Origin of the sequence: Chryseobacterium sp. HR92 (assembly GCF_045689405.1) — a bacterium.
GTDB classification, from domain to species: domain Bacteria; phylum Bacteroidota; class Bacteroidia; order Flavobacteriales; family Weeksellaceae; genus Chryseobacterium; species Chryseobacterium viscerum_A.
Map to the genome: position 1 here is coordinate 4,362,531 of NZ_CP139139.1, position 26,883 is coordinate 4,389,413.

Below are 26,883 nucleotides of genomic sequence, written 5' to 3' on the forward strand. Positions count from 1 at the left end.
TTCTAAAAATAAAAAAGGAAATATCTCAACTGAAATATTTCCTTTTCTTTTTATGGAATGATTATTTATTGTACAGCTTTCAGAACATTGATGTTTCCGTAGCCGTAACTTGAATTAACATTTGGATAGTAAGTGGCAGACTGTCTCATTTTGTTAAGCACCTGCTCTCTCGTCCATGATGGATTTTTAGCCCAAACCAGAGCTGCAATTCCCGCTGTAGCTGCTGTAGCTACCGAAGAACCGCCCACATAATCTGCCTGACCGTTGTAATAACTCAAAACCGGAACCGTATTTCCTGAAGCTCTCTCCATCTGGAAGGTAAAGTCGATCTGGCTCCCGGAGTGACAGACATCACATTTCTGATTGGATGTATTCTCCTTTACTCCTGTGATCGCCTGAGTTTCTGACATCGATGCAGGGAAAATTACTCCAACGAAACTGGTAAAGCTGGTAGAAGTACCTCCAGCACAGAAAATCAGTTTTCCTTTAGAATAAGCATATTTAACACCATCTTCAATTTTTCCGACGGAGAAAATATGTCCCATTGACATAGAGATGATTTTTACACTGGTATTGTTACCTAATTCTGTAAAAGCCGTTTTTACAGCAGTCTGTTCACTTGAAGTTTCCAAAACAACATTTTCTGCAGCTCTGTAGGCAATCAGATTGGCATTGTAAGCTACTCCTACAGGCAGTCCTGCGTTGTTTCTTGGAGCAGTCATCACAGAAGCCATTTTTGTCCCGTGTCCGCACTGATCTCCCGATCCGTCTGAATTATACACTCCGAATTTACTGATCGTTCTTCCTGATGAAGCACCATTATTAAAGCTTCCTCCTAACAAAGTCTGTTCTGGAGAAACTCCTGTATCAATAAGTCCTATTGTAACTCCTGCCCCCGTGCTGTAGCTCCATGCATCAGGAATATTATGCTTAGTGAAAGCCCATGGAATTTTCGCACTTGGTGTGGTAGATGTATAATCTGCTGTACTCAATGTTGATGATGAAAAACCACATCCTGATGAACCGCTTCCAGAAGATTTTGCAGCTGTATTATATTGAGCCTCATATTCAAAATAATGATAGTCTGCCGGCTCTACATATCGGATGTTCTTCATTTGTCGAAGAGCGGTAACAGTTTCCTCGTTTTCAATCACAACATCCATCTGATTAAGATACTGATCTGAAAGAAGAAGGAAATTTCTTTCATCTTTTCCCTCATATTTTTTGATCACAGAAAGGACTTCCTTTTCTATATCACTACTGTTTGGAGATTTGCTTCTGTCAAAGTCGTCCTTAGAGGCTCCAAAACCGATGGATACCATTTTATTTCCACGGAAAATAGCACTCCATACGAAATGATCGGATTCATTCTTCCAATTGAAAGTACCGTCCGTTTTAATAGCCTGATTAATCCTTTCATTGATCTGTTTTGCAGTCAGTGGATCTTTCTGAGACATTTCGGTTTTTACATTTTCGTTCTGAAGGTCTTCTCTGGAACACGAGTTTAAAGCAAAAAATATTGCTAATAGGAATACAGTTTTTTTCATATGTTATAATTTTGGTTGGAGCCACAATATAACACTTTAACGGGAATTAAAAACTGAAAAAAAATGAATTTACCATTACATGAATATTAAATTATAATACTTTCTCGTAGCAGACACTTTGCTCTATTCCAACGTATTGCCCATAATTAGGCATTCTGTAAAAACCACTTTTTTCATAGACTGAAATAGCACTTTTCAGATCCTGAGAAGTTTCCAAAACTGCTTTTTTAAAATTCAATTCTGCGGCCCAGTTTTCCAGTTCTTTCACAATAGTTGAACCCAGTCCTTTTTTTCTGAATTCCGGATGGGTAAACATTCTTTTTATTTCTACGGTATCTTCCGAAAAGGGTTTGAATGCTCCACAGGCTGCGGGAATATCATCAATATAAACTACAACACAGTTTTTGATGGTATCAATTGTATTGAACTGAGCAAAGAAGTCATCATTTTCTCCATTATGTTCGGTTAAAGCAGCATCAAGTAATTTTACAAGATTCTGAAAGTCTGTATTGGAGGAATCTGTTCTGAGTATATACATTTTTTGATTTAAAGATTTAAAAATTGAAGGATTTAAAGATTTGTAAAAACAAAAAGCTCCCTTTCGGAAGCTTTTATTTTATTTTAGATTAGTTGACAACAAATTTTCTTTCGTTAATCAACTCTGCAATTGCTAACATATCTTTTCCAATTAATCTGTCATCTTCAAGCTTGGTAACTTTAGAACGAAGAATTGAAAAGTTTTCTTCAATCACTTTAGAGCATTTCGCAGGTCTTCTGAATTCAAGCCCTTGAGCAGCAAACATAAGTTCAACAGATAGAATATTCACAAGATTTCCAAGAACCTGATTGAATTTTCTTCCTGAGATACTTCCCATAGAAACGTGGTCTTCCTGCCCTAAGCTTGTAGGAATGGAATCTGCCGATGCCGGGAAACATAATGTTTTATTCTCTGTAACCAAAGCAGCTGAAGTGTACTGAGGAATCATAAATCCGGAATTTAATCCTGAACTTTCCGTTAATAATCTTGGTAATCCGTACTTTCCTTCTAATAATAAATAACTTCTTCTGTCAGAAATATTTCCTAATTCTGCAGCAGCCAGTGTAGCATAATCTAAAGGCAGAGCCATCAACTGTCCGTGGAAGTTACCACCTGAAATAGATTCTTCAGCACTTAATACAATCGGATTGTCTGTTACGGAGTTCAATTCTGTTTCTGCCATTCCTTTAAGGTGCTCAAAAGCATTTCTGCTGGCTCCGTGAACCTGTGGTACACATCTCATAGAATAAGGATCCTGAACTCTCTCACAATCTTCGTGAGCTTTCATATTTTCTGATCCTTTTAAGAATTTAAGCATTCTTGCCGCTACTTTTTTACTACCTTCAAAAGGTCTGATCTCATGAAGTTCTTTTTTGAATGGGCTTGCAGAACCTCTGTATGCTTCGATACTCATTGCAGCAGTCATATCCGCAAGATCTAATAAGTATTCAAACTTTTCAAGTCCTTTGATTGCATGGGCAAGGATAAACTGAGTTCCGTTGATTAATCCCAATCCTTCTTTTGGTCCTAAAACTAATGGTTCAAGATCATATTTTTTCAAAACATCTATTGTTTCGGAAACCTGGTCTCCTTCCCAAACCTGTCCTAAACCAAGTAAAGGCAATACCAAGTGTGCTAATGGGGCAAGATCTCCTGAAGCTCCTACAGATCCCTGTTCAGGAACCACCGGAATAATATCTTTTTCAAGCATCAGAATCATCCTTTCGATAACTTCCAGAGAAACTCCGGAAAATCCTTTTGAAAGGGCATGAACTTTAGCAATCATCATAATCTTGGAAAGTTCTTTATCAATTGGTTTTCCTACTCCCACTGCGTGAGAGATGATCAGATTATATTGTAACTGAGCTGTTTCGTCTGCTGATATTTTAGTATCACATAAGGGTCCGAACCCGGTATTGATTCCATAAACACATCTGTCAGACTCTACTATTTTCTGTACGTTTTTCTGAGATTTTAAGATTTGTTCTTTTGAAGCTTTATTAAGCTTGGCTTTATTTGGCTTTTTACAGATTTCCAGAACATCATGGAAAGTAAAAACATCTACCCCGTATATCATTTCTAAAAAATTTTCTTAAAATTACGCATTTAACAATAATTGGAAAAGCTAAATTTTAATCTTCTATATTTTTATATAAACAAGGGAATTAATTTACTATTTTAGCCCCGAAAATTAAAAACAATAATACATGAGACTGAAAACTCTACTTCTTGCTTTATGTGTAGCAAGCACAACTGCTTTCGCCCAGAAAGTAAAATATTCTAAAGAGGACATCAAAAAAATGGAAACTTACCTTTTTAATGAAGGCTTTAATACTCCATCTCCTAAGAAAACATCCACGATCATCTTAAAAGACGGAACTACCTACAAAGGTTTCTGTAATAAGATTGAAACCAAAAAAGGTCAGATCTACGAAGTCGCTATCAAAGACAGTATCACAAAAAAGAATGCTACTTTCACTGCTGATCAGATCAATGAGATGTATGTGTATCCAAGCAATGCGGAAAAGATTGCAAAAGTGGCAAAATATATGGGAAATATCAGAAATTTCGGAACTAAGAAGTTGACGAAAAATACCAATAATGATAGAATTTATTTTGTAAACCAGACTGTTTCTCTAAAGAACAAAAAAGATGATAAAGAATTTCTGATGCAGGTTATCAATCCAGGTTTTGATGATATCATTTCTGTATACCACGATCCCAGAGCTAAAGAAACAACAGGTTTTTCTGTAATGGGCTCTCCACAGCTTGGGGGCGGGGTTATCAAATCTTACTATGTAAAGAAAGGCAACAAAGTGATGTGGCTGCATAAAGATGATTTTGAAGACAATTATGATTTTCTTTTTGGAGACAATCAGGAGTTTACAAAAAAGTATCCTAAAAACTCTGTAGAATGGGATTACTTCAGTTTTCTTGTGAGCGAATATACAGCTATGACAAACGGATAAAACACTTCCATCAATAAAATAAAGCCTGCAGACTCATCTGTAGGTTTTTCTTTTTTAAATAGGGAAAGTTTCCTTAATTTTGTTATATGAATCCTTCTTTAGAACTACAGCTCAAAACCTTACCATCCGAACCCGGCGTTTATCGTTATTATGATAAAAACGAACAGCTTTTGTATGTTGGGAAAGCTAAAAATCTTAAAAAGAGGGTTCTCTCTTATTTCAACAAAAACCTTTCCGGATACAGGATCAAAATAATGGTCGGTAAAATCCAGCGATTGGAAACAACAATTGTAAACAGTGAGTACGATGCACTTTTATTGGAGAATAACCTGATCAAGGAACATCAGCCGTTTTATAATGTCATGTTGAAAGATGACAAAACCTATCCATGGATCTGCATCAAGAATGAAGATTTCCCAAGAATTTTTCTCACCAGAAATGTAGTTAAAGATGGATCCGAGTATTATGGTCCTTATGCAAAAGTACGTCCAGCAAAGATTTTACTGGATACCATCAAGCATATTTACAAACTCAGAACCTGCAATCTGAATCTTTCTCCGGCAAAGATTGCGGAAGGAAAATATAAAGTCTGCCTGGAATATCATATCAAAAACTGTGAAGGTCCTTGTGAAGATCTTGAAAGTAAGGAAGAATATGATGAAAAGATAGATGCGATCCGTGGCATAATCAAAGGGGATTTCCGGAAAGCGAAGGATTATCTGGTGAATCAGATGATGAAACTGGCCTCCAGTCTTCAGTTTGAGCAAGCTCAGATCATTAAGGAAAGACTTGATATTCTTGAGGATTATCAAGCTAAAAACACTGTCGTTAATCCTAATATTGATGATGTGGATGTTTTTGGAATGACCAGTGATGAAACTGCGGCGTATATCAATTTCTTTAAAATCAGAAATGGAAATATCATCCAAAGTTTTACTACTGAGATCAAAAAGATTCTTGAAGAAACAGATGAAGATATTATGGAGGAAGCATTAATCGAAATCCGTCAAAAGTTTTCTTCTGATTCCAAAGAAGTTCTGCTGCCATTTCATTTGTCTGTAGAAATTCCGAATGTAAAACTGATCGTTCCTAAGGTTGGTGATAAAAAAAGAATTGTAGAGCTTTCTGAAAAGAATGCTAAAGAATATCGTTTGGAAAAACTAAAACAGGTTCAGATTGTAGATCCTGAAAGGCATACTAACAGAATCATGGCAGAAATGCAGAAGCTTCTCAGAATGCCGGTAGAACCCAGACATATTGAAGGTTTTGATAACTCAAATATTCAGGGAACCAATCCTGTCTCAGCATGTGTTGTTTTCAAAGATGGCAGACCGAGTAAGGCAGACTACAGAATCTTCCATCCTAAAACAGTGGAAGGGCCTAACGATTTTGCTACGATGGAAGAAGTAATCTACCGCCGTTACAAAAGAATGCTTGATGAAGGTGAAGATCTTCCCCAGTTGATTCTTATAGACGGAGGAAAAGGACAGCTGTCTTCTGCTGTAAAGAGCCTGAAATTATTGGGACTTTACGGAAAAATTACCATTGTAGGTATTGCCAAAAGACTGGAAGAAATTTTCTTTCCTGAAGACCCTATTCCTTTATATCTGGATAAAAAATCCGAGACTTTAAAAATTCTGCAGCGTGTACGTGATGAAGCTCACCGATTTGGGGTAAAGCACCACAGAACTAGAAGGAAAAATTCTACCATTAAATCTGAACTGGAAGAAATTCCCGGTGTTGGAGAAAAAACAATTGAGCTGCTTCTGTCTAAACTAAAGTCTGTAAAACGTATCAAAGAAGCCAATATGGAAACCCTGGAAGAAATTTTAGGGAAAAGTAAGGGGAAAATGATTTGGGAATTTTTTAATGCCAATTGATGACCTGGCATAGTTCAACAGTTCTTTTTCACTAATAAAATAGTTCTTTTTTATAAAATTTTATATCTATTTTCTATTTCATCAACAAGTGATAAGAAGCAACATTCCTTTAAACACAAAGGTAATTTATCAATGAAAAATGTAAATAAATAAATATTTTATTAAATAATAGTATTATTTATATTTTTTTCATAAATTAGTATTATCAACTAATAACGATAATACTATGAAAATTTTTCTCATTTTATAAATCTTTTTACATTTTCATTTACCCTTACGGATAATAACTACTTCTTGTTTCTGTATAGTATATGTTTCTTGTAGAAAATCTAAATACAAATACCTTTTCAAACTTTCCAAAAAATGAAAAACACATCAGCATATATATTATAAAAGGCTCTTTTTCAAGAGCCTTTTATGTTTATTTTGTTATTTATTTTCAGATTATTTTGCCACAAAAGTTTCTTTGGAATATCTTCCGTCAGCCTGTGGGATATCTATCACAATGCCCCCGTTTTCAAAATATCCAATAGTAGTATTTCCATCAGCGAGTTTTACCATGAAAACTGAATTCTTAGAAGTTGCTTTGAAAACGGCAAACGGTACGGAGCTGCCAGACTTTGCTAAGATAAACTGATTGGAATCAATCTGAATCTTTTGAAGATCCAGCTTACCATTTGAGTAGTTATTTGCTTCCGGAGCCGTTGTAGACACAACAGATGCAGCTGGTTCAGGAGATGTATTCTGACCATTAGTGGATGCAGGTAATAATGCGACAGGGTTAGATATAGGTACACTCATTAAAGCTTGTTTCAAAGCATCCTGTAAACCAGTTTCAAAATCTTTGATATTTGAGCTTCCTTTGGATTCCTGGATCATCTTATTATTACAATCTTTAAACTGGACGAGCAATTTATTTTTGAACAAACTTTTATCATTCAGAATATCAGCGGTAACCACATTACAATAGTTATTTTTAGCATCAGTAGGCCAATTATCTTTAATAACAGGAAGTACTATATATTTTTTCCCTGCCATAGCTTTAGTGAAAAAGTCTTTAAACTTATAATCTTCCTTAAATGTTTCAAATTTTTCAGGAACTGCAACATATTTGTAGTCCGAAACTTTTTGTGCAAAAATCATTGTTGAGCATATTGCTAACAAGAACATTGATACCTTTTTCATTTTTATTATTTTAATCGTTTCTGAATGCTCCCATATCCAGTTTCAGGGAGAAGAAATTGGAATAGAAATTAGATCCGCCAATTCCTGAATTTGTAATTGCATAATCCAGTGTAAGCCCTCTGTATCTTATCCCAAGACCTGCACTTGGCTGGAAAGAAACTTTTCTCTTAAGATCTTCTATATCTGTAATAGACTGGAATCTGTTGATTCCTAATCTCACAAAAATCATTTTCTGATACCCCAGCTCAGCTCCTGCATATGGACTGATACTTGCGAAATCTGTGGAAATCAATGAAGCGGTTTTAGCAAAATCTACATTGATACCTGCTTCTGGTAATACATATACACTGCTATTGATTTCAAATAATTTGCTGGCACCTACATTCAGCTTAGGCATTGTTAGTTCCAGTTTATCTTTAGGCGCCGGATTGAATTCTTCTCCATTAACAACGGTTGAAAGTTCTTTCTGATTGATACTCCAGAAGTTTACGGTAGTAGTAATATCTCTTACCATACCTCCAAACTTCCATCCGTTATCTGCTTTATAAATAGCACCCACATCAAAACCAAATCCATAACCATTGGCAAACTTACCTACATTTCTGTAGACAATTTTAGCATTTACCCCAACATCCAATTTTGGATTTCCTCCGGGTCTGAAAGCATAAGAAAGGATAGCAGCGTAATCGGATTGAGAAAATTTAGTGATTTTATCATAATCAATGTTTCCTTCAGAATCAATCATCTGGGTAGTATTCAAAATATTGTCTACACCAAGTCTTACCACCGAAACACCAAATACACCTTCTTCGAGTACTTTCGCATACGCCAGATAGTCGTATTTTGCGATAGACTCAAAGTATTCTGCGTGCATGGCTGCACCCTGCCAGTCTCTTTCAACTGACATCAAACCTGCAGGATTCCACATAGGAGAATATACATCATCCTGATTGGTGATTACTGCCCCTCCCATTGCAAGACCTCTTGCTCCGGCTCCGATATTTAAGAATTCATTGGAATATTTCCTGATAATCTGAGATTGAGACAGCCCAAACAGCAGTGAAAATGCAAGTAAAAGATATTTTTTCATCATATAAATTTGATGCTTAGTTTAAGTTTTTAGTTTTTCTGGCTTTAATTAATCCATTTACAATGATAGCCAGTATCATAACTCCTGAAGCAATATAAAATATAGGGCTCATATGTTCTGATTCTCCAAAGATAAAAAAAGCTAGTATAATTCCGTAGACAGGTTCTAAATTAACTGTTAAAATTAAAGTAAAAGGTGATATATACTTCATTAATTTTACTGATTCTAACATGGGAAAAGCGGTAAAAACACTGGCTAACAAGCATATTAACGCCAAATCCCGGTAGTTTATTTCATTCATTTGAAAAATTTGCCCTGAAAGCAAATAAAATATCATTAAAATAAACCAACCACAGAAAATTTCATAAAAAATAATATTCCCTGAACTCGTTTTACCAAACATTTTACCATTAAAAACAGAAAAAACAGTCCCAAATACAGCACAAAGGATTCCATAAATAATACCTTCTTTAAAATGAAACTCTGTTTTGAAAATTAATAGTATACAGGCTACGATGACCGTTCCCATAATGACTTCAGAGATATCTATCTTTCTTTTAAAAATAATAGGTTCCAGAATCGAGGCAAAAAGTGTAGACAAGGAAAGACAGCTTAATGCAATAGAAACATTGGAAACTTTAATAGAATAAAAAAAGCAATACCAGTGGAGCGCCATTGCAAAACCTATTGCTGCCAGCTGAAAAAATATTTTTTTGGAAACCTTTATACTTTCCTTCTTAAAGACTCTTATGAATACAAAGAGAAAAACAGAGGCAAACAACATCCTGTAAAACACAAGAATCTGAGCATTGGCATGAATTAGTTTTCCCAAAATTGCAGTGAACCCCCATAAAAATACTATTAAATGTAACCTGAAAAGTGCCAATTTATGCATAACCTATCTCCTTTTAATTTTAACGTGCAAATTTACAAATCACAATCACAAAAATTGATAAAAAGACACGTTTAATCTAAAAAAAGTTAATAAAAATTAAAATAGAGATCAGTCCATAAAAAACCCTGAAAATTTGTTAAACTTTCAGGGCCTTCAAATAATAAACTATTAAAAAAATAAACTAGGAACAGAGTAATTTTCAGAGGTTATCACCCTCCATTACTCTGATGTAAAGTTAGAAAAAATATAAATTATTTAAAAATATTTTTTAGTTAAAAATTTCACAATTTACTAGAAACCAAAGTATTAAACAACTGTTTTACTTCCTATTTGTATTCCTCATAAAAATAGTATCTTTAAGCGTAAAAAATTGAAAATTTTATGGATATCGAATTCAATAAACGAGAAGATCAAAACAGATTAAAATTATCAGAAATAAATCGCTTACTCACTGAAATCAAAAAAGGAGGTGGTGAGAAGAGGCTTCAAAAGCTTCGTGATGAAGGAAAAATGACAGCTAGAGAAAGAGTAGATTATCTTCTCGATAAGGATTCAGATTCTATAGAAGTAGGAGCATTTGCAGGATATGAAATGTATAAGGAGCATGGAGGATGCCCTAGCGGAGGAGTTGTAGTAGTTATTGGCTACGTTTCCGGAAGACAATGTATCATCGTTGCCAATGACGCTTCTGTAAAAGCGGGTGCATGGTTTCCTATCACAGGAAAGAAAAACCTGAGAGCACAGGAAATTGCAATGGAAAATAAGCTTCCTATTATCTATCTGGTAGACTCCGCTGGTGTTTATCTTCCAATGCAGGATGAGATCTTCCCGGATAAAGAACATTTTGGAAGAATTTTCAGAAATAATGCTAAGATGAGTTCTATGGGAATCATCCAGATTTCTGCTGTAATGGGAAGTTGTGTAGCAGGAGGAGCCTATCTGCCTATTATGAGCGATGAAGCCATGATTGTAGATAAAACAGGCTCTATTTTCCTTGCCGGAAGCTATCTTGTAAAAGCAGCTATCGGTGAAAGTATTGATAATGAAACATTGGGAGGAGCCACCACTCACTGCTCTATTTCAGGAGTAACAGATTATAAGGCTAAAGATGATAAAGATGCTTTGAATAGAATCAAAAACATCATGAAATCTCTCGGAAGTACTGAAAAAGCTGGCTTTGACAGAATTGAAAGTTTCCAGCCAAAAGAAAACCCTGAAAATATCTTCGGAATTATGCCGGTTTCAAGAGCTGAGCAATATGATACCTATGAAATTATTAAATGTATTGTGGATAATTCTGAATACGAAGAATACAAACCGGATTATGGCAAGAGTATTATCTGTGCAACAGCCAGAGTTGATGGGTGGTCTGTAGGTATTGTTGCCAATCAGAGAAAGCTGGTTAAAAGTGGTAAAGGAGAAATGCAGTTTGGTGGAGTTATTTACTCAGATTCTGCAGATAAGGCTACACGATTCATTGCTAACTGTAATCAAAGAAAAATACCTTTAATTTTCTTACAGGATGTTACCGGGTTTATGGTAGGCTCAAAGTCTGAACATGGCGGTATCATTAAAGACGGAGCTAAAATGGTAAACGCTGTTTCCAATTCTGTAGTTCCTAAATTTACCATTATCACAGGTAACTCTTATGGAGCTGGAAATTATGCAATGTGTGGAAAAGCCTATGATCCAAGATTAATTGTTGCATGGCCTTGGGCTGATCTGGCCGTAATGGGAGGAGCACAGGCGGCAAAAGTACTTGCTCAGATCCAGGAATCTACATTAAAGAAACAAGGAAAAGAAATTACTGAAGAAGAACACAACGAAATTCTGGATACAATTTCAAAAAAATATCAGAAACAAACTGAATCTACTTATGCAGCGGCAAGATTATGGACAGATGCCATCATCAACCCTGCAGATACAAGAAAATGGATTTCTATGGGGATTGAAGCGGCTAATCATGCTCCTATTACTGAGAAATTCAACTTAGGAGTAATTCAAGTCTGATCAATACACTTATAAAAATAAACACGGCTATCTCAAACTGAAATAGCCGTGTTTTTATTTATACCCTTAAATTATAGGAATATTACTTTCCATATTCTTCTTTACAAAATTCTATAGGCCCGCCAAGCTTCATACAGCATTGATATTTACTCAAACAAATTCCATTAGGCCATCCCGGCGGATAGCACATTCCGAATGCCGGATCATCCGGACATGTTGGTCCACCACTTCCTTTCAGTGATTTTAAACTCTCTCTTGAAATCTTTACTAGATTTTTCATAGTTTTTTAGTTTTTGATAGTTCCTACTCTATTGCAGCTTTTCGGATTACGCTTTTTCTAATATACAATTTTTTCAACATCTGGTGAAATTTAAATAAAAAAAATTAAATTATTCCTAAAGTAGGATTCATATATATAGTAATCCCAAAGCAAGAAGGAAGTAGCTTAGCCAATATTTCTAGAAGCATTCTCCCGCTATCCATTCATACTCCTCACGCCATCGCGCTCCCACACTCAACCCCACATGCTCTCTAACCCAAGTTGCGGGGTAGCCATTGCTATCGGGGCTAGGCTAAAACAAATTATGAATTATGAATTATTAATTATGAGTTATAAGTTGCGGGGCCCATCCAGATTAGGAAGAGTCAATTTTACATAGTAAGATCTAATATCCCAACTATGTCATTCCGCAGGAATCCAGTCACATTTATTAGGGTCTAAAGGATTCAAAGGGATACTGCAGAACTACAGGGGTTTTTAATACTTAAGTGATTTGGTAATCTTAGATATGATTGATGATAGAACTTTAAAATTGGTTGTTTAGACTCCTGCGGAGTGACAAACCGGGGGTAATAAACGGTAATGGAGACAACAAATAAGAAGTCAGCAGGAAGATCAGGAAGGGAAAAGCAATAATGGGTAATGAATAATCAGTAATGAGTAATGGATGATGAATAGGTAATAATAACATCTGCCATGACAGAATGATGAGTGATGACTATTGTTTATTACTTATTGCCCATTACTTATGTTTAGAGTTTTAGTTGCTTATTTGGCTGGATTAGGTATTAGGTATACAACAAAAAAAATCCTTTATCTGATGATAAAGGATTTTTTAAAAATAAAATAAAAACTGGCGGCGGCCTACTCTCCCGCTTTCGCAGTACCATCGGCGCTGGTGGGCTTAACTTCTGTGTTCGGAATGGGAACAGGTGAGCCCCACCGCTAAAACCACCCTAAAGAAGGTATATAAGGTTGCAGGATGTTGGTTATAGGTGACAGGCATTCCTGCTCCCTGATAGCTACCATCTGCTACCTGTTTTAAGCGATAAAAACTTTCACAAAGACAAAACCTTCAATGCACATAAAGCACTTGGTTTATATTAGTAACCATAGACTATAAATCTACGGGTAATTAGTACTACTCGGCTATGACATTACTGTCTTTACACCTGTAGCCTATCAACGTCGTCATCTCCAACGACCCTTAAAAGATGTCTCATCTTGAGGCGAGTTTCGCACTTATATGCTTTCAGTGCTTATCTCTTCCAAACGTAGCTACTCAGCGGTGCACCTGGCGGTACAACTGATACACCAGAGGTTTGTTCAATTCGGTCCTCTCGTACTAGAATCAAGCCCTCTCAAACATCTAACGCCCGCAATAGATAGAGACCGAACTGTCTCACGACGTTCTGAACCCAGCTCGCGTGCCACTTTAATGGGCGAACAGCCCAACCCTTGGGACCTTCTCCAGCCCCAGGATGTGACGAGCCGACATCGAGGTGCCGAACCTCCCCGTCGATGTGAGCTCTTGGGGGAGACTAGCCTGTTATCCCCGGAGTACCTTTTATCCTATGAGCGATGGCCCTTCCATACGGAACCACCGGATCACTATGTCCTGCTTTCGCACCTGATCGACTTGTAGGTCTCACAGTCAAGCACCCTTATGCCATTACACTCTACGCACGGTTACCAAGCGTGCTGAGGGTACCTTTGAAAGCCTCCGTTACTCTTTTGGAGGCGACCACCCCAGTCAAACTACCCACCACGCAATGTCCTTCTAAAAGAAGTTAGGCTCCAAGTAAGTAAAGGGTGGTATTTCAACGTTGGCTCCACCTACACTAGCGTGCAAGCTTCAAAGCCTCCCACCTATCCTACACATTACTTACTCAAAGTCAATACGAAGTTATAGTAAAGGTTCACAGGGTCTTTTCGTCCCATTGCGGGTAATCGGCATCTTCACCGATACTACAATTTCACCGAGCTCGTGGCTGAGACAGTGCCCAGATCGTTACACCATTCGTGCAGGTCGGAACTTACCCGACAAGGAATTTCGCTACCTTAGGACCGTTATAGTTACGGCCGCCGTTTACTGGGGCTTCAGTTAATGCCTTCGGTTTAACCCTAAGCACCTTCCTTAACCTTCCAGCACCGGGCAGGTGTCAGACCCTATACAGCATCTTTCGATTTAGCAGAGTCCTGTGTTTTTGATAAACAGTCGCCTGGGCCTCTTCACTGCGGCCACCATTGCTGATGGCGTCTCTTCTTCCGAAGTTACGAGACTATTTTGCCTAGTTCCTTAGCCACGACTCACTCGAGCACCTTAGGATTCTCTCCTCGACCACCTGTGTCGGTTTTGGTACGGGTTGCTTCACTTCGGCTTTTCTTGGATCAGATTACACTACAGCAGCTTCGCCCGAAGGCTAGGCCTTGACTATTCCGTCAGTCTTTAGCAGCTACATCCAACCGTCCCCTTTTTAGTGTGAGCAAGTATGGGAATATTAACCCATTGTCCATCCACTACCCCTTTCGGGTTCGCGTTAGGTCCCGACTAACCCTCAGCTGATTAGCATGGCTGAGGAAGCCTTGGTCTTTCGGTGAGCAGGTTTCTCGCCTGCTTTATCGTTACTTATGCCTACATTTTCTTTTCTATCCGCTCCACAATACCTCACGATACTGCTTCGGCGCAAATAGAATGCTCTCCTACCAGATATATCTAAAATATAAATCCATAGCTTCGGTAATATGTTTATGCCCGATTATTATCCATGCCGGACCGCTCGACTAGTGAGCTGTTACGCACTCTTTAAATGAATGGCTGCTTCCAAGCCAACATCCTAGCTGTCAATGCAGTCCAACCGCGTTGTTTCAACTTAACATATATTTTGGGACCTTAGCTGTTGGTCTGGGTTCTTTCCCTCTCGGACATGGACCTTAGCACCCATGCCCTCACTGCCGTAGAACATTTATTAGCATTCGGAGTTTGTCAGGAATTGGTAGGCGATGAAACCCCCGCATCCAATCAGTAGCTCTACCTCTAATAAACTTATATACGACGCTGCACCTAAATGCATTTCGGAGAGTACGAGCTATCTCCCAGTTTGATTGGCCTTTCACCCCTACCCACAGGTCATCCGAAGACTTTTCAACGTCAACCGGTTCGGTCCTCCACTCTGTGTTACCAGAGCTTCAACCTGCCCATGGGTAGATCACAAGGTTTCGCGTCTAATCCTACTAACTATCCGCCCTATTCAGACTCGCTTTCGCTCCGGCTCCGGTACTTAATACCTTAACCTCGCTAGTAAAATTAACTCGTAGGCTCATTATGCAAAAGGCACGCCGTCACAGCTTAATGCTGCTCCGACCGCTTGTAGGCGTACGGTTTCAGGTTCTATTTCACCCTTCTATTCGAAGTGCTTTTCACCTTTCCTTCACAGTACTTGTTCACTATCGGTCTTTCAGGAGTATTTAGCCTTGGAGGATGGTCCCCCCATATTCAGACAGGATTTCACGTGTCCCGCCCTACTCATTTATCATCAATATATGCCTTTCATATACGGGGCTATCACCCTCTACGGCTGTTCTTTCCAGAACATTCTATTAAACATATAACGACTTTTGGGCTAATCCGCTTTCGCTCGCCACTACTTACGGAATCTCTTCGATTTCTTTTCCTCCGGGTACTTAGATGTTTCAGTTCTCCGGGTTTGCTTCCCCTAAGGGATGACTGGTCTTCAACCAGACGGGTTGCCCCATTCGGACATCTGCGGATCAATTCGTGTGTGCCAATCCCCGCAGCTTTTCGCAGCTTACCACGTCCTTCTTCGCCTCTGAAAGCCTAGGCATCCGCCATACGCCCTTAACGATTTCTTTCCTATTGGTTACTCAAGCGCTTTATGCGCTCGGTTTTCTCTTTGTGATGTCTTTACCGTTAATGTCAATGATCTTAATATCTTCTTGTCCAATTGATGAACAGATGTTGTTTTTGGCTCCATCCGTAACTTTTAAATCAATCTTCCAAAACTGTGGAGAATAAGGGAGTCGAACCCTTGACCTCCTGCGTGCAAGGCAGGCGCTCTAGCCAGCTGAGCTAATTCCCCCTCTAGTAGTTGATAGTTGTCTGTTGCTAGTTCATACCATTTATATGCTATTCCCTAATATCTGCAACCTACATCCTAACTCCTTTAATTAGTAGTCTCGGGCAGGCTCGAACTGCCGACCTCTACATTATCAGTGTAGCGCTCTAACCAGCTGAGCTACGAGACTTTGTATGAGTAATGGGTGATGAGTAATAAGTTATTCCTTTTCCTCTTCTTCATTTCTCAATCTCTTTCCCTATACTAATTTCTAGTGGGTTTTGTATTTTTTTATATAACCAACCAAACAAAAAACTAAAGCTTGAACTTTAAGTAAGTGCTTTGTACTTGCGTACTAATTTTGTTTATCGTCTAATGACGCTCTAAAATGAGATGTTCCAGCCGCACCTTCCGGTACGGCTACCTTGTTACGACTTAGCCCTAGTTACCTGTTTTACCCTAGGCAGCTCCTGTTACGGTCACCGACTTCAGGTACCCCAGACTTCCATGGCTTGACGGGCGGTGTGTACAAGGCCCGGGAACGTATTCACCGCGCCATGGCTGATGCGCGATTACTAGCGATTCCAGCTTCATAGAGTCGAGTTGCAGACTCCAATCCGAACTGAGACCGGCTTTCGAGATTTGCATCACTTCGCAGTGTAGCTGCCCTCTGTACCGGCCATTGTATTACGTGTGTGGCCCAAGGCGTAAGGGCCGTGATGATTTGACGTCATCCCCACCTTCCTCTCTACTTGCGTAGGCAGTCTCACTAGAGTCCCCAACTTAATGATGGCAACTAGTGACAGGGGTTGCGCTCGTTGCAGGACTTAACCTAACACCTCACGGCACGAGCTGACGACAACCATGCAGCACCTTGAAAAATGTCCGAAGAAAAGTCTATTTCTAAACCTGTCATTTCCCATTTAAGCCTTGGTAAGGTTCCTCGCGTATCATCGAATTAAACCACATAATCCACCGCTTGTGCGGGCCCCCGTCAATTCCTTTGAGTTTCATTCTTGCGAACGTACTCCCCAGGTGGCTAACTTATCACTTTCGCTTAGTCTCTGAATCCGAAAATCCAAAAACGAGTTAGCATCGTTTACGGCGTGGACTACCAGGGTATCTAATCCTGTTCGCTCCCCACGCTTTCGTCCATCAGCGTCAGTTGTTGCTTAGTAACCTGCCTTCGCAATTGGTGTTCTAAGTAATATCTATGCATTTCACCGCTACACTACTTATTCCAGCTACTTCAACAACACTCAAGACCTGCAGTATCAATGGCAGTTTCACAGTTAAGCTGTGAGATTTCACCACTGACTTACAGATCCGCCTACGGACCCTTTAAACCCAATAAATCCGGATAACGCTTGCACCCTCCGTATTACCGCGGCTGCTGGCACGGAGTTAGCCGGTGCTTATTCGTATAGTACCTTCAGCTACTCTCACGAGAGTAGGTTTATCCCTATACAAAAGAAGTTTACAACCCATAGGGCCGTCGTCCTTCACGCGGGATGGCTGGATCAGGCTCTCACCCATTGTCCAATATTCCTCACTGCTGCCTCCCGTAGGAGTCTGGTCCGTGTCTCAGTACCAGTGTGGGGGATCACCCTCTCAGGCCCCCTAAAGATCGTAGACTTGGTGAGCCGTTACCTCACCAACTATCTAATCTTGCGCGTGCCCATCTCTATCCACCGGAGTTTTCAATATCAAGTGATGCCACTTAATATATTATGGGGTATTAATCTCCCTTTCGAAAGGCTATCCCCCAGATAAAGGCAGGTTGCACACGTGTTCCGCACCCGTACGCCGCTCTCTCATTTCCGAAGAAACAATACCGCTCGGCTTGCATGTGTTAGGCCTCCCGCTAGCGTTCATCCTGAGCCAGGATCAAACTCTCCATTGTATGTTTGTCTGACTCACTCAAAGTTTCTTAACGCTTTAGTTTTTCCTTACTTGGTTGTTATATTGTATGTCAATGATCTTTATATCTTCCGCTTTTTAACGAAGCAATCTCTCTGTCAGTGTCGCTCCGTATTTGCGAGTGCAAAAGTAAAACTTTATTTTTAATTGACCAAATGTTTCTGAAGAAAATTTTAAAGTTTTTTAAGTAACCTTAATCTCTTCATTAACCTCAATCCATCAACTCCTGCGCTCCCTTTATTTGGGACTGCAAAGATACAAACTCTTTTTAATCTCACAACTTTTTTTGTCAAAAGTTTTTAAGTTTTTTTCGTTCGAATCTTTTTGAAGTTTTATAATGTTCCTGCCTATCTAAAGGCTCTTCTGCGCTACTGTTATACTCTCGTTTTTCAGTGGGGCAAAGATAACAACTTATTGCAACGCAAAACAAACTTATTTAACATAAATATTACATTTTATTCATATTTAATCCTAATCACCTGGAACGCAGTGAGAAAAATTTTAAACATTTGTTTGGAGGGTTGGGTGAGTGGGCTGGAGAGTTGGAGAGTTTGAGAGAGATGAGTAATGGAAGGTATACATATATATAATAGTAGATGTGGTTTTGAAACAAATAGTCTTTATATAGGTTTTGGCTAAAGCCAAGGGAGGATTGGTTTTTATTAAACGGGCTAAAGCCTCTTCCTATTGAAGGATTATTTATAATGAAACGCAGATAACGCAAATTTGCACAGATGATGATGCATATTATAGATAGAGGGAAAGTTTTAATGACAGCGGGATAAAGTTCGTCTATTAAATATAATGAGGTCAGTATTTGTCATCTGAACCTTATAACTCGCAACCAGAAACCCGAAATTCATCATTCACCTCATCCCCTAGCCCTGATAGAAATGGTTACCCCGCAGTAAAGGTTGGAGTGTGAGTGGGGTTGAGCGTGGAAAAGCTACGGCGCGAGGAGTAGAAATGGATAGCAGGATGAAGCTCCTAGTAAAATGGGAGGGTTGGAGTGTGGAAGAGTTTGGATAAGTGAGAGGCTAAGAGAAATAGCTCTTTTACAAAAGCATGCCGATAGGATTAAAAGAAACGTTTGATTAATAACTTATATATATAGTATCCTAACAGACATCCGATAGTATCTGCTACGATATCCAATGTTTCCATAGACCTCCCCAATCCCATTTCTTCCTGTAAAATTTCAGTAAGGAATGCATAGATAAGGATAATCTGAAAAAAGTATGAGAATATTATTTTAGGAAATGCAGCAATAAAAGAGAAACCTAAGGCTGCGAATATACTTAGATGCAAAATTTTATCAATACCACTGAACATGAACCAATATTCATGGTTCTCTTCTCCGGGTTTGAGAAGCATATAAGTAAGAAATGCCCAATAAATGGGCAATATCTTACTAAATATTTTTGAAATCTTATCCAATGATAGCTTTGTAATCATCTGCAGAAAGTAACTCAGACTGATCTGCCCCATCAGCAATTTCTAATTTGATAATCCATCCGTCTCCATAAGGATCTGTATTTAACAGTTCAGGCTGAGCTTCTAATTCTGAATTGAACTCAATAACCTTTCCAGCAATAGGTAAGAATAGATCTGAAACAGTCTTTACTGCTTCTACACTTCCGAAAACATCTCCTCCATTAAGATCATCATCTACAGTATCTATGTCTACGTATACGATGTCTCCAAGTTCTCCCTGAGCGAAGTCTGTAATACCGATTGTAGCAACATTACCTTCAATCTTGATCCATTCGTGATCTTTGGTGTACTTTAATTCTGATGGTGTGTTCATTTTTTAATTTTTATTTTGTACAAATGTATTCAAAAATATAGTAGCTTCAAATATTGGATATAAAAAAAGTCCTTCAAAACTGAAGGACTTTTAAGTTTGTATCATTTTTAGAATCCGCCTCCGGAATCTCCGAATGTAAATGTGGCAGAAATACCTGCTCTCACCGTTGACAGCGGGAATGCTGTGGAGATCTTATACTTTGAGGTCATCTGTTCATAGAATACTCTCAGGTTGAGATTCTCGGAAACATTATAATCTGCGGAAAGTTTGATATTCATCAGTCTTTGTCCTCCTGTAACCTGGGCATCATTCAACAGAATATTCATAATGGAGGTCTTGCTGTCTCTTAATGAAATATCTCCTCTGATGTTAAGGTCACTTCCTTTTCCTCTTGTTCCTCTTCCTCTGATGTTGGCAGTTCCCAATCTGAAGTTTCTGACAATATATCCAAGCCTTACTACATATTCTGTATTGGCATCTTCGGTAAGCGTCTGGTTTACTAATCCCAATACCATCATTCTTGTTTTGTTGTACTGTATTCCAAACTGCATATTGTTTCTCATGGTAACATCTATCCCGATAAGCGGTGAGAAAGATTCTACATATCCCACCTGTGCGAATGTATACGGATTGATTTTGTCCCCTGCGTTTTTGATTACATTCCCAGCATCATCTACTGTCTGATAGTATCCATTCGGGTTACCATGATAATCCACATTGCTTTGGATACCTGTTGCGGTATACGTCGCCGTGTAACCATGTAAAATATCAAACTTGGTGAACTGTCCACTGATTATAGGAATATTTTTTAATCCTGAATACGTAATTCTCCAGTTTGGTAAAGGGAATCCTGCTTTCTTAGGATTGGTCATAGGTGTAACAGATTTTCCTTCCATAGCTGCTCTAAAGGCTGGGATCAATACATATGCATTTCCAATACTATAATGCTGAGCAAATCCATTGTTGTCTAATACTGCTCCCGGTCCTCCCAACTGTTGTGAAAGTGCTCTCGCATTTTCTCTGATCGCCTGGTAAACCGCCTGTCCATCTTTAAATGATGTATTAAGAAGTACTGCAGAGTTGGAATACGTTATCATTTCGCTGGCAAATGTAAAGTCAGGATCAGGAACTCCATTATTGGTATAGTTAAATCCTGTATGTGAGAAGTTACTGTTGAAAGTATGCAGTACATTAAGATCAACTCTCAAATCGTTCATTGGCATCACCTGTAAATCTGCTCTCAATTCTTTGGTAGACATTCTTACGTATGGATCTGTCATATAATTGGAACCACTCACCCATCCGTTTTCCATTACGGTTCTTCTGATGTCTGCCTGTGATCCTAAAAGGAATCCCAGAGTTGGCCCTCCTAGTGTCTGTCCGGATCCATACCAGTTAGGAGCTGATATTAGTCCCGGAAGTACTGTTCCGTTTGTTTCATTATAACTTACGTTCAACTGTTTGAAAGAAGTAAGGAAGAATGCAGCACTCTGAAGCGGGGTAAGTCTATTTTTAAATTTATATTTCTTGTATCTGTATCTGTTTTTTTCCCATTGTTTTGTATACACATTGTTCAGAGAGTCCATCTCCTGTCTGCGTTTCTGAAGCTTGGCATTTATATTTTTGAAATAATTAAACTGACCAAAGAACTTCGGAAGATCTGCTGAAGCTGTTGCCTGAATAACATTGGTATTCTGGCCGACAGATCCCAAACTTGCGGTCTGATTCGTATTAGGATCAACAAAACCAGTCAACGAAGTAGATCTTGCAGCCCAGTTATAGGTAAATCCATACCCAACTTCTGCATCAATGAAACCCAGATAAGGCAGATACTGGAACGGAAGTTTATAATTCAGCTGTGCTCTGTGATTATACAATACCGGCCTTCCGGCTCTGAATACATTCCCGAAGATCGATTTGTTATCCATAGAATTCACATCCAGATTATCATTAAGGGTTCTGGTTGCAGAATTGATTTCCAGTTTTAATGATTTGGTGAAATTGAATCCTAATCCATACTGCCATCCAAAGAAGAAGTTTCTGTTTCTGATGGCATCAAAGTCACTATTCATATTTCCGTTCAGGATAGCTTCTACATTTCTGAATTCAAGTTCGTTGTAATTTCTGTCGATTTCAGTTCTGAAAGAGATCCTTGTAGGAATAGGGTTAAAATTGAATTCCTTCACCCATCTTAAATACTTCGTAGACTTCGCAGTATCACTGATCATTTTGTTGAAAGGTTTGATTACCCACGGCTTAAATGTGTAGTTATAATCAACATATCCTCTCAGATACTGTCTGTAATTTCTCTTGGTATAGATATCTCTGAAGTAATCATCATTATAAACAGCCGTTACCGAAACGTTTTCGATGTCATAAAACTTAGGTTTTTTATTTGGATTCACTCTTTCTTTATGCATATTAACGACTCCTATACTTCTCTGCTGAGTATACGTTCTCGCTACTTTTTTCAATTGTTCCTTGTTCGGTGCCTTACTGAATTCTACATCGGTATCCAGAGGATTGTACTTCGGATCTTCAATGGTCTGTGAGTAAGAATAATTAAGAGGAATTTTCACCCCTGTTTTCTCCGGAAGGAATTTATCTACATTGATCGCTGTATTAATACTGAACGCTGATTGAGTAGATTGTGTTCTTTCTGCCGGTTTCGAATCGATATTACCGAAACCAACAGATGTATAAGAAGCATTGGCATTCACTGTTGCCAAGTCTCCCATATTAAAGTTTAAGCTGGCATTTCCTGCATACCCTCCATCATTCTCAATTTCAGAAAGACGGATTTCGTTTACCCAAAGAACTCTTGTTATAGTGGATGCCTCTCTTGGATCAGAATTCCTCACCCCAATCATAATTGTGGTAATATTTCCTAAACTTGGTCTACCTTTGATATAAATATTTTTATAAGGTTGCTGATATCCTGGATCAACCGTTCTATTGGTAATAGTAACCCCTGATTTGTCCCTTCTGATTTTAGCATCTACAAAATTCTGAACATCAAAATCGACCTCATTTTCCATTGGCCAGATCTCCATAGGAGCTGTTGCTGTAGTAGGAGTCAGGTTTAATGATGATTCATACTCATAATAGTTATCAGTAGCATCACTTCCGAAACGGATAAAGAATTTGGTTTTCTCATCCATTCCTATTACTCTGTTCAATGGATCATGAGCGTGTACAAACAGCTTCAGCTTTTTGTATCTTCTCATATCCAATGTTGTATTTTTGAACACTCCTCTTGCCTCAGTTTTAAGATCTTTTACTTTCATGTAAAGTGAAGCTTCATTTTGTCTCTGAGCTCCGGCATTTCCACTTAGTACCTGTCTGTCAATTCCTGGAGGCAATACATATGGAGGTTGGTTCAGTGCATTTTCTTCAATGTTTACACTTCCTACTTCAAAATTCGGATCTGTCACAGAACCTACTCCTTCGTCTGAACCAGGAACATCATTACTGGCAATTTTACTATCATACTTTCTCCAGTCTGATCTTACAAGATCCATTGTTCCGAATCTTAAGGTAGAAGTCTGATCAAATCCTGCCAGCATTAATCTTGCAAATCTTACATTATTCAATACAGATGGATCTGCAGTCCCTTCAGCTTTATCATAATTAGCAACAGGAATTCTAAACAGGAACCATTTTACATCTGCAGTCTGTCCGTTCTGGAAAGTTGCTTTTACTGTTTTTACATCTACAATATTGTTTCCTCCCAGCGCTAAGCTTGGCTGATCAAGCTTGATCACATACTGATTATAGTTTTCAGTCTGATCAAGGTTGTAATCTTTATTGATATCCTCAGCATCTGGAGTTTGTGAAGCTACGTTCAGAGAGTTTGCTTCTGAGTTTCCTTCCGGGTTTCTGAAATATTTGTATCGTTCCACCACTGAAGCAGCCTGGCTTCCTGTAAATTTATCAGAAAGATAGAATACGAAGTCATCCACTGCAGGGTCAGCAATATTGGTTACCGGGTTTACAAAAGTATTTCCAAATCTCATGGCTTCCTGATCAGAAGTAAGACCATCATATCCGGCATCCTGTACTCTTCTGTCATCTCCTTCTGTAGAGAAGGCATATAAAATTGGCGGTTGTTTTGGCTGTGTCCCCCAGTTTGAATTCGTAGTAGAAGATGGTGTACCTGGAGTTGGCAATCCGTTTTCATACTGCATTTTCCCATCCTTCAATACATCTTCAGAAACGTTTCCTAAATGAAGTAAAAGTTTTGGATCAGTACCCAGTGTTTTACCATCTGCGTATGGATCCATCATCCAGAATTCAACGTATTCGATGTTTGAAGTAACAAAGTTTGGAACGCTGATGGATCTCATAATCCCCGCCCATCTGCTTTGTGCCTGTTCTGTTAAAGGGTTTACGTTGTATGGTCCTTTTTCTTTAGGGAAATAGGAGATATCGAATGTATTAGTGAAAGTTTGCTCTCCGGCTACGAAATCTCTGTTGTTGTAAATCTCTGAATATTGTACTCTTCTGGAAGCATGATTGGATACGGATTGTGGTGTAATTCCTGAAGGAGCTTTCCCTCCAACACCCCAGAATCTAGGGTCGATATTATACCATGTTAATAGTCCTCTTCCATATCCGCTTGTTAAGTCATCATTACCAGGTATCGTATTAAATGGCGGCAATTTATTTTTTTCGGGTTTTGAAGCTAAGCTCCACGCTGCCGGTTCTTTTAATGATATCTTGGAAGTTGTCTGTTCAAAATCGTCAATATAAGACTGATTATTTGTTCCTTTATTCAACCCGGGCATCAGATACGCAGCTTCCATCTTAAAGTTTAAGTTAGAGGGTGCTTCCGTTTTTACCATTGGAAGTTTATTGGTAAGTCTCGTTAGATAAGGGGCCTGATTGTTGTACATCAAGTTGATCCCTGCCATGGTATTGTTTACCGCTTCCTGTCCGAAGTTTACTTTTTGGGTAAGCGGAGACTCTGAATAATTGATCACGGTCCCTCCTAAAATAAAGTTCTCGCTGAATCTTCTTTCTAAATTTAATCCTAAGAATCTTTTTCTTTGGGTATTAAATGTCAATTGGTTTTCCAGTGAAATATTAATGGCCTGTCCGGACTGCTTTACATTTTCATTGATTATAGTAACTGTACCAAGCATATAGTCTACCGTATAGTCTACACCTTCAGTAAGCTGTACCCCGTTTGCAGCCACTTTTACTGATCCTTGAGGAACGTTTACTGCGCCTAAAGATATACCTTGACCCTGAACACCTTTATAACGACCTTCCAATGTATACCTCTGTGCAAGGTTACTGGAGAGTGCTTGTTGTTTTTGCTTGGTATAAAGATCCTGGAAAACGTATTGGGGATCAAATGTTCCCCCTAACACCTTTTGCATATAGCTACCAAATGGCTGTACTTTCGTAAAGATTACTCTTCCGGTTTCCGGCCTGATAGTAATCCCGTTGACAAAGTCAAAAATACCATCTCCCTTGCTTCCGTCTTTATTATTCTGGATGTCACCGTTCATATTAAGACGGTCCCAGTTAAACAATTTCAGTAAGTTCTGGTCTTTTACAGGAGTATCCGGAAGATAGTTTACTTTACCGCCTGTTTTTGGGTCTCTGTAATAGGCATTAAGGATAAAGCCATCGGGAGATACCTGTCCTGCATCTATAGAATAGATATTCTTCATCATCAGGTCCCACATCGGAGACTGGGTGTTCACTTTATTGTTTACCCTCAATACTTTAGTAACCAATACAGGACTTTCTTCAGAAAACTCCCCTACTTTGTATACTTTGTTACTTCCATTAACGGTAAAGGAGTATGAAACGGCTAAAAGCTGCTGATCATTAAGTTTTTGATTTAATGAAATATACCCCAGCTGTGGCTGGAAGGTAAATTCATTACTGTTCAGTTTTCTAGCTTTTGTATTGTATATGAATTGTTCTCCGTTATCATAAGGAGTGGGATCTGCTCCAAGCACCTGTCCCTGGAAAAGAGTACCATAGTTTTTCCCTGCTTCTCTGGTTCCTGCGACTGTAGAAACAGCATCATATAAACCATTCAGAGAGTTATCTGGTAAAGTAACTCCGCCAGGACCTTCTCCCAGGTCTCTGATCCCAATAATACTTTTCTGGTAAGCCAGGTTACTGTTTCCTTGGTCAAGCACCCATACCTCTAATCTGGTAATATTGATGGTTGAGTTGATCTGTGGATAATTAAGTAACGCATCATCATATTTGTTCAGGAAATAATGTCCTAAAAAGTAATGCTGGTTTTCTTCATAGTCAATGGCATTGACTTTAAAGTTATTCATAACACCACCGCCCTGTACTACAATATTACGAGCTTCACCCTGTTGTTGGGAAAGGACTACGGTTCCGAATGTTTTTCCTAACTGGAATTCTGTCTTCACCCCGAACAATGATTGTGAACCACGGATAAGGCTGGTTGAAAGCGGCATATTTACGTTACCAAATTCAACTCTTTTAATAATTTTATCTTCTCCTCCTTCATTGGGTTTATCTACATTTCCAAGGCCTTTACTCTGAAGATCTTTCCAGCTTCCTTTTGCCTGCCAAACAAGGTTCATCCTGTTTTCGAAAGCAAAACCACTCTGGGTATCATAATTGGCCTTTAACTGAAGGTTTTCCCCTACTTTACCCAATAATCCAAGCTGAATTCTCTGATCAATATCAAAGGTGAAACTTGTCCTGTTTTGTGGCAGGATCATCGGGTTATCTATTTTTTGGTAAAGCCCGGCAAAATCCAGAGATGCATACCCTGAAGGAATGATTTCAATTTTATTACCTCCGAAAATCGTTTCAAAGAGTCTGTTATTAATCAACAATGAAGGGATAAGTCCCTTCTTCCTTGCGTCTGATCTGTCTCTTCTGAAAAGAAGGTTATATTTATCAGATTTCTCCTTGTAATAGGCCTTAGTCTGGGTTGCAAGCATATATTCTTTATACTCTTGCGGAGACATTGCTGTAGGAGGCCCCGTTATGGTGTTTCCGATTTTAGGATACACATAGTACATCCCGGTTTTTATATCGTAATAGGCTTCGTACCTCGTAGGGTCGGCCACTTCATATTGTTTTCTTATAATCGCCGTGTCTTTTTGTACCTGCGCAAAAGCGCTGACAGACATAAACAGGAACGACAGGAACAAAAATATGTTAAGATGCTTACTATT

General features: G+C 38.7%; 13 protein-coding genes, 2 tRNA genes and 3 rRNA genes. 3 read left to right on the forward strand and 15 right to left on the reverse strand.

Annotation, left to right across the window (positions count from 1 at the left end):
- Positions 1-65 precede the first annotated feature (65 nt).
- The 3 genes from SFA27_RS19765 to hutH form a co-directional block, all read right to left on the reverse strand.
- Complete coding sequence (locus SFA27_RS19765) at positions 66-1,547, reverse strand: S8 family peptidase (protein ID WP_407294414.1); 1,482 nt, start codon at positions 1,545-1,547, stop codon at positions 66-68.
- Between the two features lie 91 nt (positions 1,548-1,638).
- A complete protein-coding gene (locus SFA27_RS19770) occupies positions 1,639-2,085 on the reverse strand; it encodes a GNAT family N-acetyltransferase (RefSeq protein ID WP_047377701.1) in 447 nt (148 codons plus the stop codon).
- A gap of 88 nt (positions 2,086-2,173) precedes the next feature.
- Complete coding sequence (gene hutH / locus SFA27_RS19775) at positions 2,174-3,661, reverse strand: histidine ammonia-lyase (protein ID WP_264519198.1); 1,488 nt, start codon at positions 3,659-3,661, stop codon at positions 2,174-2,176.
- Positions 3,662-3,791: 130 nt separating this feature from the next.
- On the opposite strand from hutH, the gene SFA27_RS19780 reads away from it, so the two are divergent.
- Positions 3,792-4,553, forward strand: a complete 762-nt coding sequence (locus tag SFA27_RS19780) for a hypothetical protein (protein ID WP_407294417.1) — start codon at positions 3,792-3,794, stop codon at positions 4,551-4,553.
- 86 nt (positions 4,554-4,639) lie between these two features.
- Positions 4,640-6,433: an excinuclease ABC subunit UvrC gene (gene uvrC / locus SFA27_RS19785; protein WP_264519200.1), complete on the forward strand. Its 1,794-nt coding sequence runs from the start codon at positions 4,640-4,642 to the stop codon at positions 6,431-6,433.
- 444 nt (positions 6,434-6,877) lie between these two features.
- Here the strand turns inward: uvrC and SFA27_RS19790 are convergent, their stop codons facing one another.
- Genes SFA27_RS19790 through SFA27_RS19800 form a run of 3 tightly spaced genes read right to left on the reverse strand, consistent with a single transcriptional unit; the run spans position 6,878 to position 9,603 of the window.
- The gene (locus SFA27_RS19790) at positions 6,878-7,618 is read right to left on the reverse strand and encodes a hypothetical protein (protein WP_264519201.1); all 741 of its coding nucleotides are present in this window, start codon (positions 7,616-7,618) and stop codon (positions 6,878-6,880) included.
- A 10-nt stretch (positions 7,619-7,628) separates the two neighbouring features.
- On the reverse strand, positions 7,629-8,711 hold the full coding sequence (locus tag SFA27_RS19795; RefSeq protein WP_047377696.1) for a PorV/PorQ family protein: 1,083 nt from the start codon (positions 8,709-8,711) through the stop codon (positions 7,629-7,631).
- Positions 8,712-8,724: 13 nt separating this feature from the next.
- Positions 8,725-9,603: a DMT family transporter gene (locus SFA27_RS19800; RefSeq protein WP_407294420.1), complete on the reverse strand. Its 879-nt coding sequence runs from the start codon at positions 9,601-9,603 to the stop codon at positions 8,725-8,727.
- Between the two features lie 381 nt (positions 9,604-9,984).
- Between SFA27_RS19800 and SFA27_RS19805 the strand changes: the two genes are divergently transcribed.
- Positions 9,985-11,613 (forward strand): acyl-CoA carboxylase subunit beta, encoded by a 1,629-nt coding sequence (locus SFA27_RS19805; protein ID WP_047377694.1) that lies wholly within the window; start codon positions 9,985-9,987, stop codon positions 11,611-11,613.
- Between the two features lie 82 nt (positions 11,614-11,695).
- On the opposite strand, the gene SFA27_RS19810 is transcribed toward SFA27_RS19805, so the two are convergent.
- The 9 genes from SFA27_RS19810 to sprA all read right to left on the reverse strand — a co-directional run bounded on the left by SFA27_RS19810 (position 11,696) and on the right by sprA (position 26,838).
- Complete coding sequence (locus tag SFA27_RS19810; RefSeq protein WP_264519203.1) at positions 11,696-11,893, reverse strand: hypothetical protein; 198 nt, start codon at positions 11,891-11,893, stop codon at positions 11,696-11,698.
- An 851-nt stretch (positions 11,894-12,744) separates the two neighbouring features.
- A 5S ribosomal RNA gene (rrf, locus tag SFA27_RS19815) occupies positions 12,745-12,852 on the reverse strand.
- 156 nt (positions 12,853-13,008) lie between these two features.
- Positions 13,009-15,766 (reverse strand): 23S ribosomal RNA (locus SFA27_RS19820).
- A 153-nt stretch (positions 15,767-15,919) separates the two neighbouring features.
- A tRNA-Ala gene (locus SFA27_RS19825) sits at positions 15,920-15,993 on the reverse strand.
- 92 nt (positions 15,994-16,085) lie between these two features.
- Positions 16,086-16,159: transfer RNA gene (locus SFA27_RS19830), tRNA-Ile, on the reverse strand.
- A gap of 196 nt (positions 16,160-16,355) precedes the next feature.
- A 16S ribosomal RNA gene (locus tag SFA27_RS19835) occupies positions 16,356-17,872 on the reverse strand.
- Together the 16S, 23S and 5S rRNA genes with 2 tRNA genes alongside form the textbook arrangement of a ribosomal RNA operon.
- Before the next feature lie 1,094 nt (positions 17,873-18,966).
- Positions 18,967-19,293: a VanZ family protein gene (locus SFA27_RS19840; RefSeq protein WP_407298183.1), complete on the reverse strand. Its 327-nt coding sequence runs from the start codon at positions 19,291-19,293 to the stop codon at positions 18,967-18,969.
- Positions 19,294-19,318: 25 nt separating this feature from the next.
- The gene (gene gcvH, locus SFA27_RS19845) at positions 19,319-19,696 is read right to left on the reverse strand and encodes a glycine cleavage system protein GcvH (RefSeq protein WP_047373847.1); all 378 of its coding nucleotides are present in this window, start codon (positions 19,694-19,696) and stop codon (positions 19,319-19,321) included.
- Between the two features lie 107 nt (positions 19,697-19,803).
- Entirely contained in the window at positions 19,804-26,838 is a 7,035-nt protein-coding gene (gene sprA / locus SFA27_RS19850) for a cell surface protein SprA (RefSeq protein ID WP_407298184.1), read from the reverse strand.
- Positions 26,839-26,883: the final 45 nt, after the last annotated feature.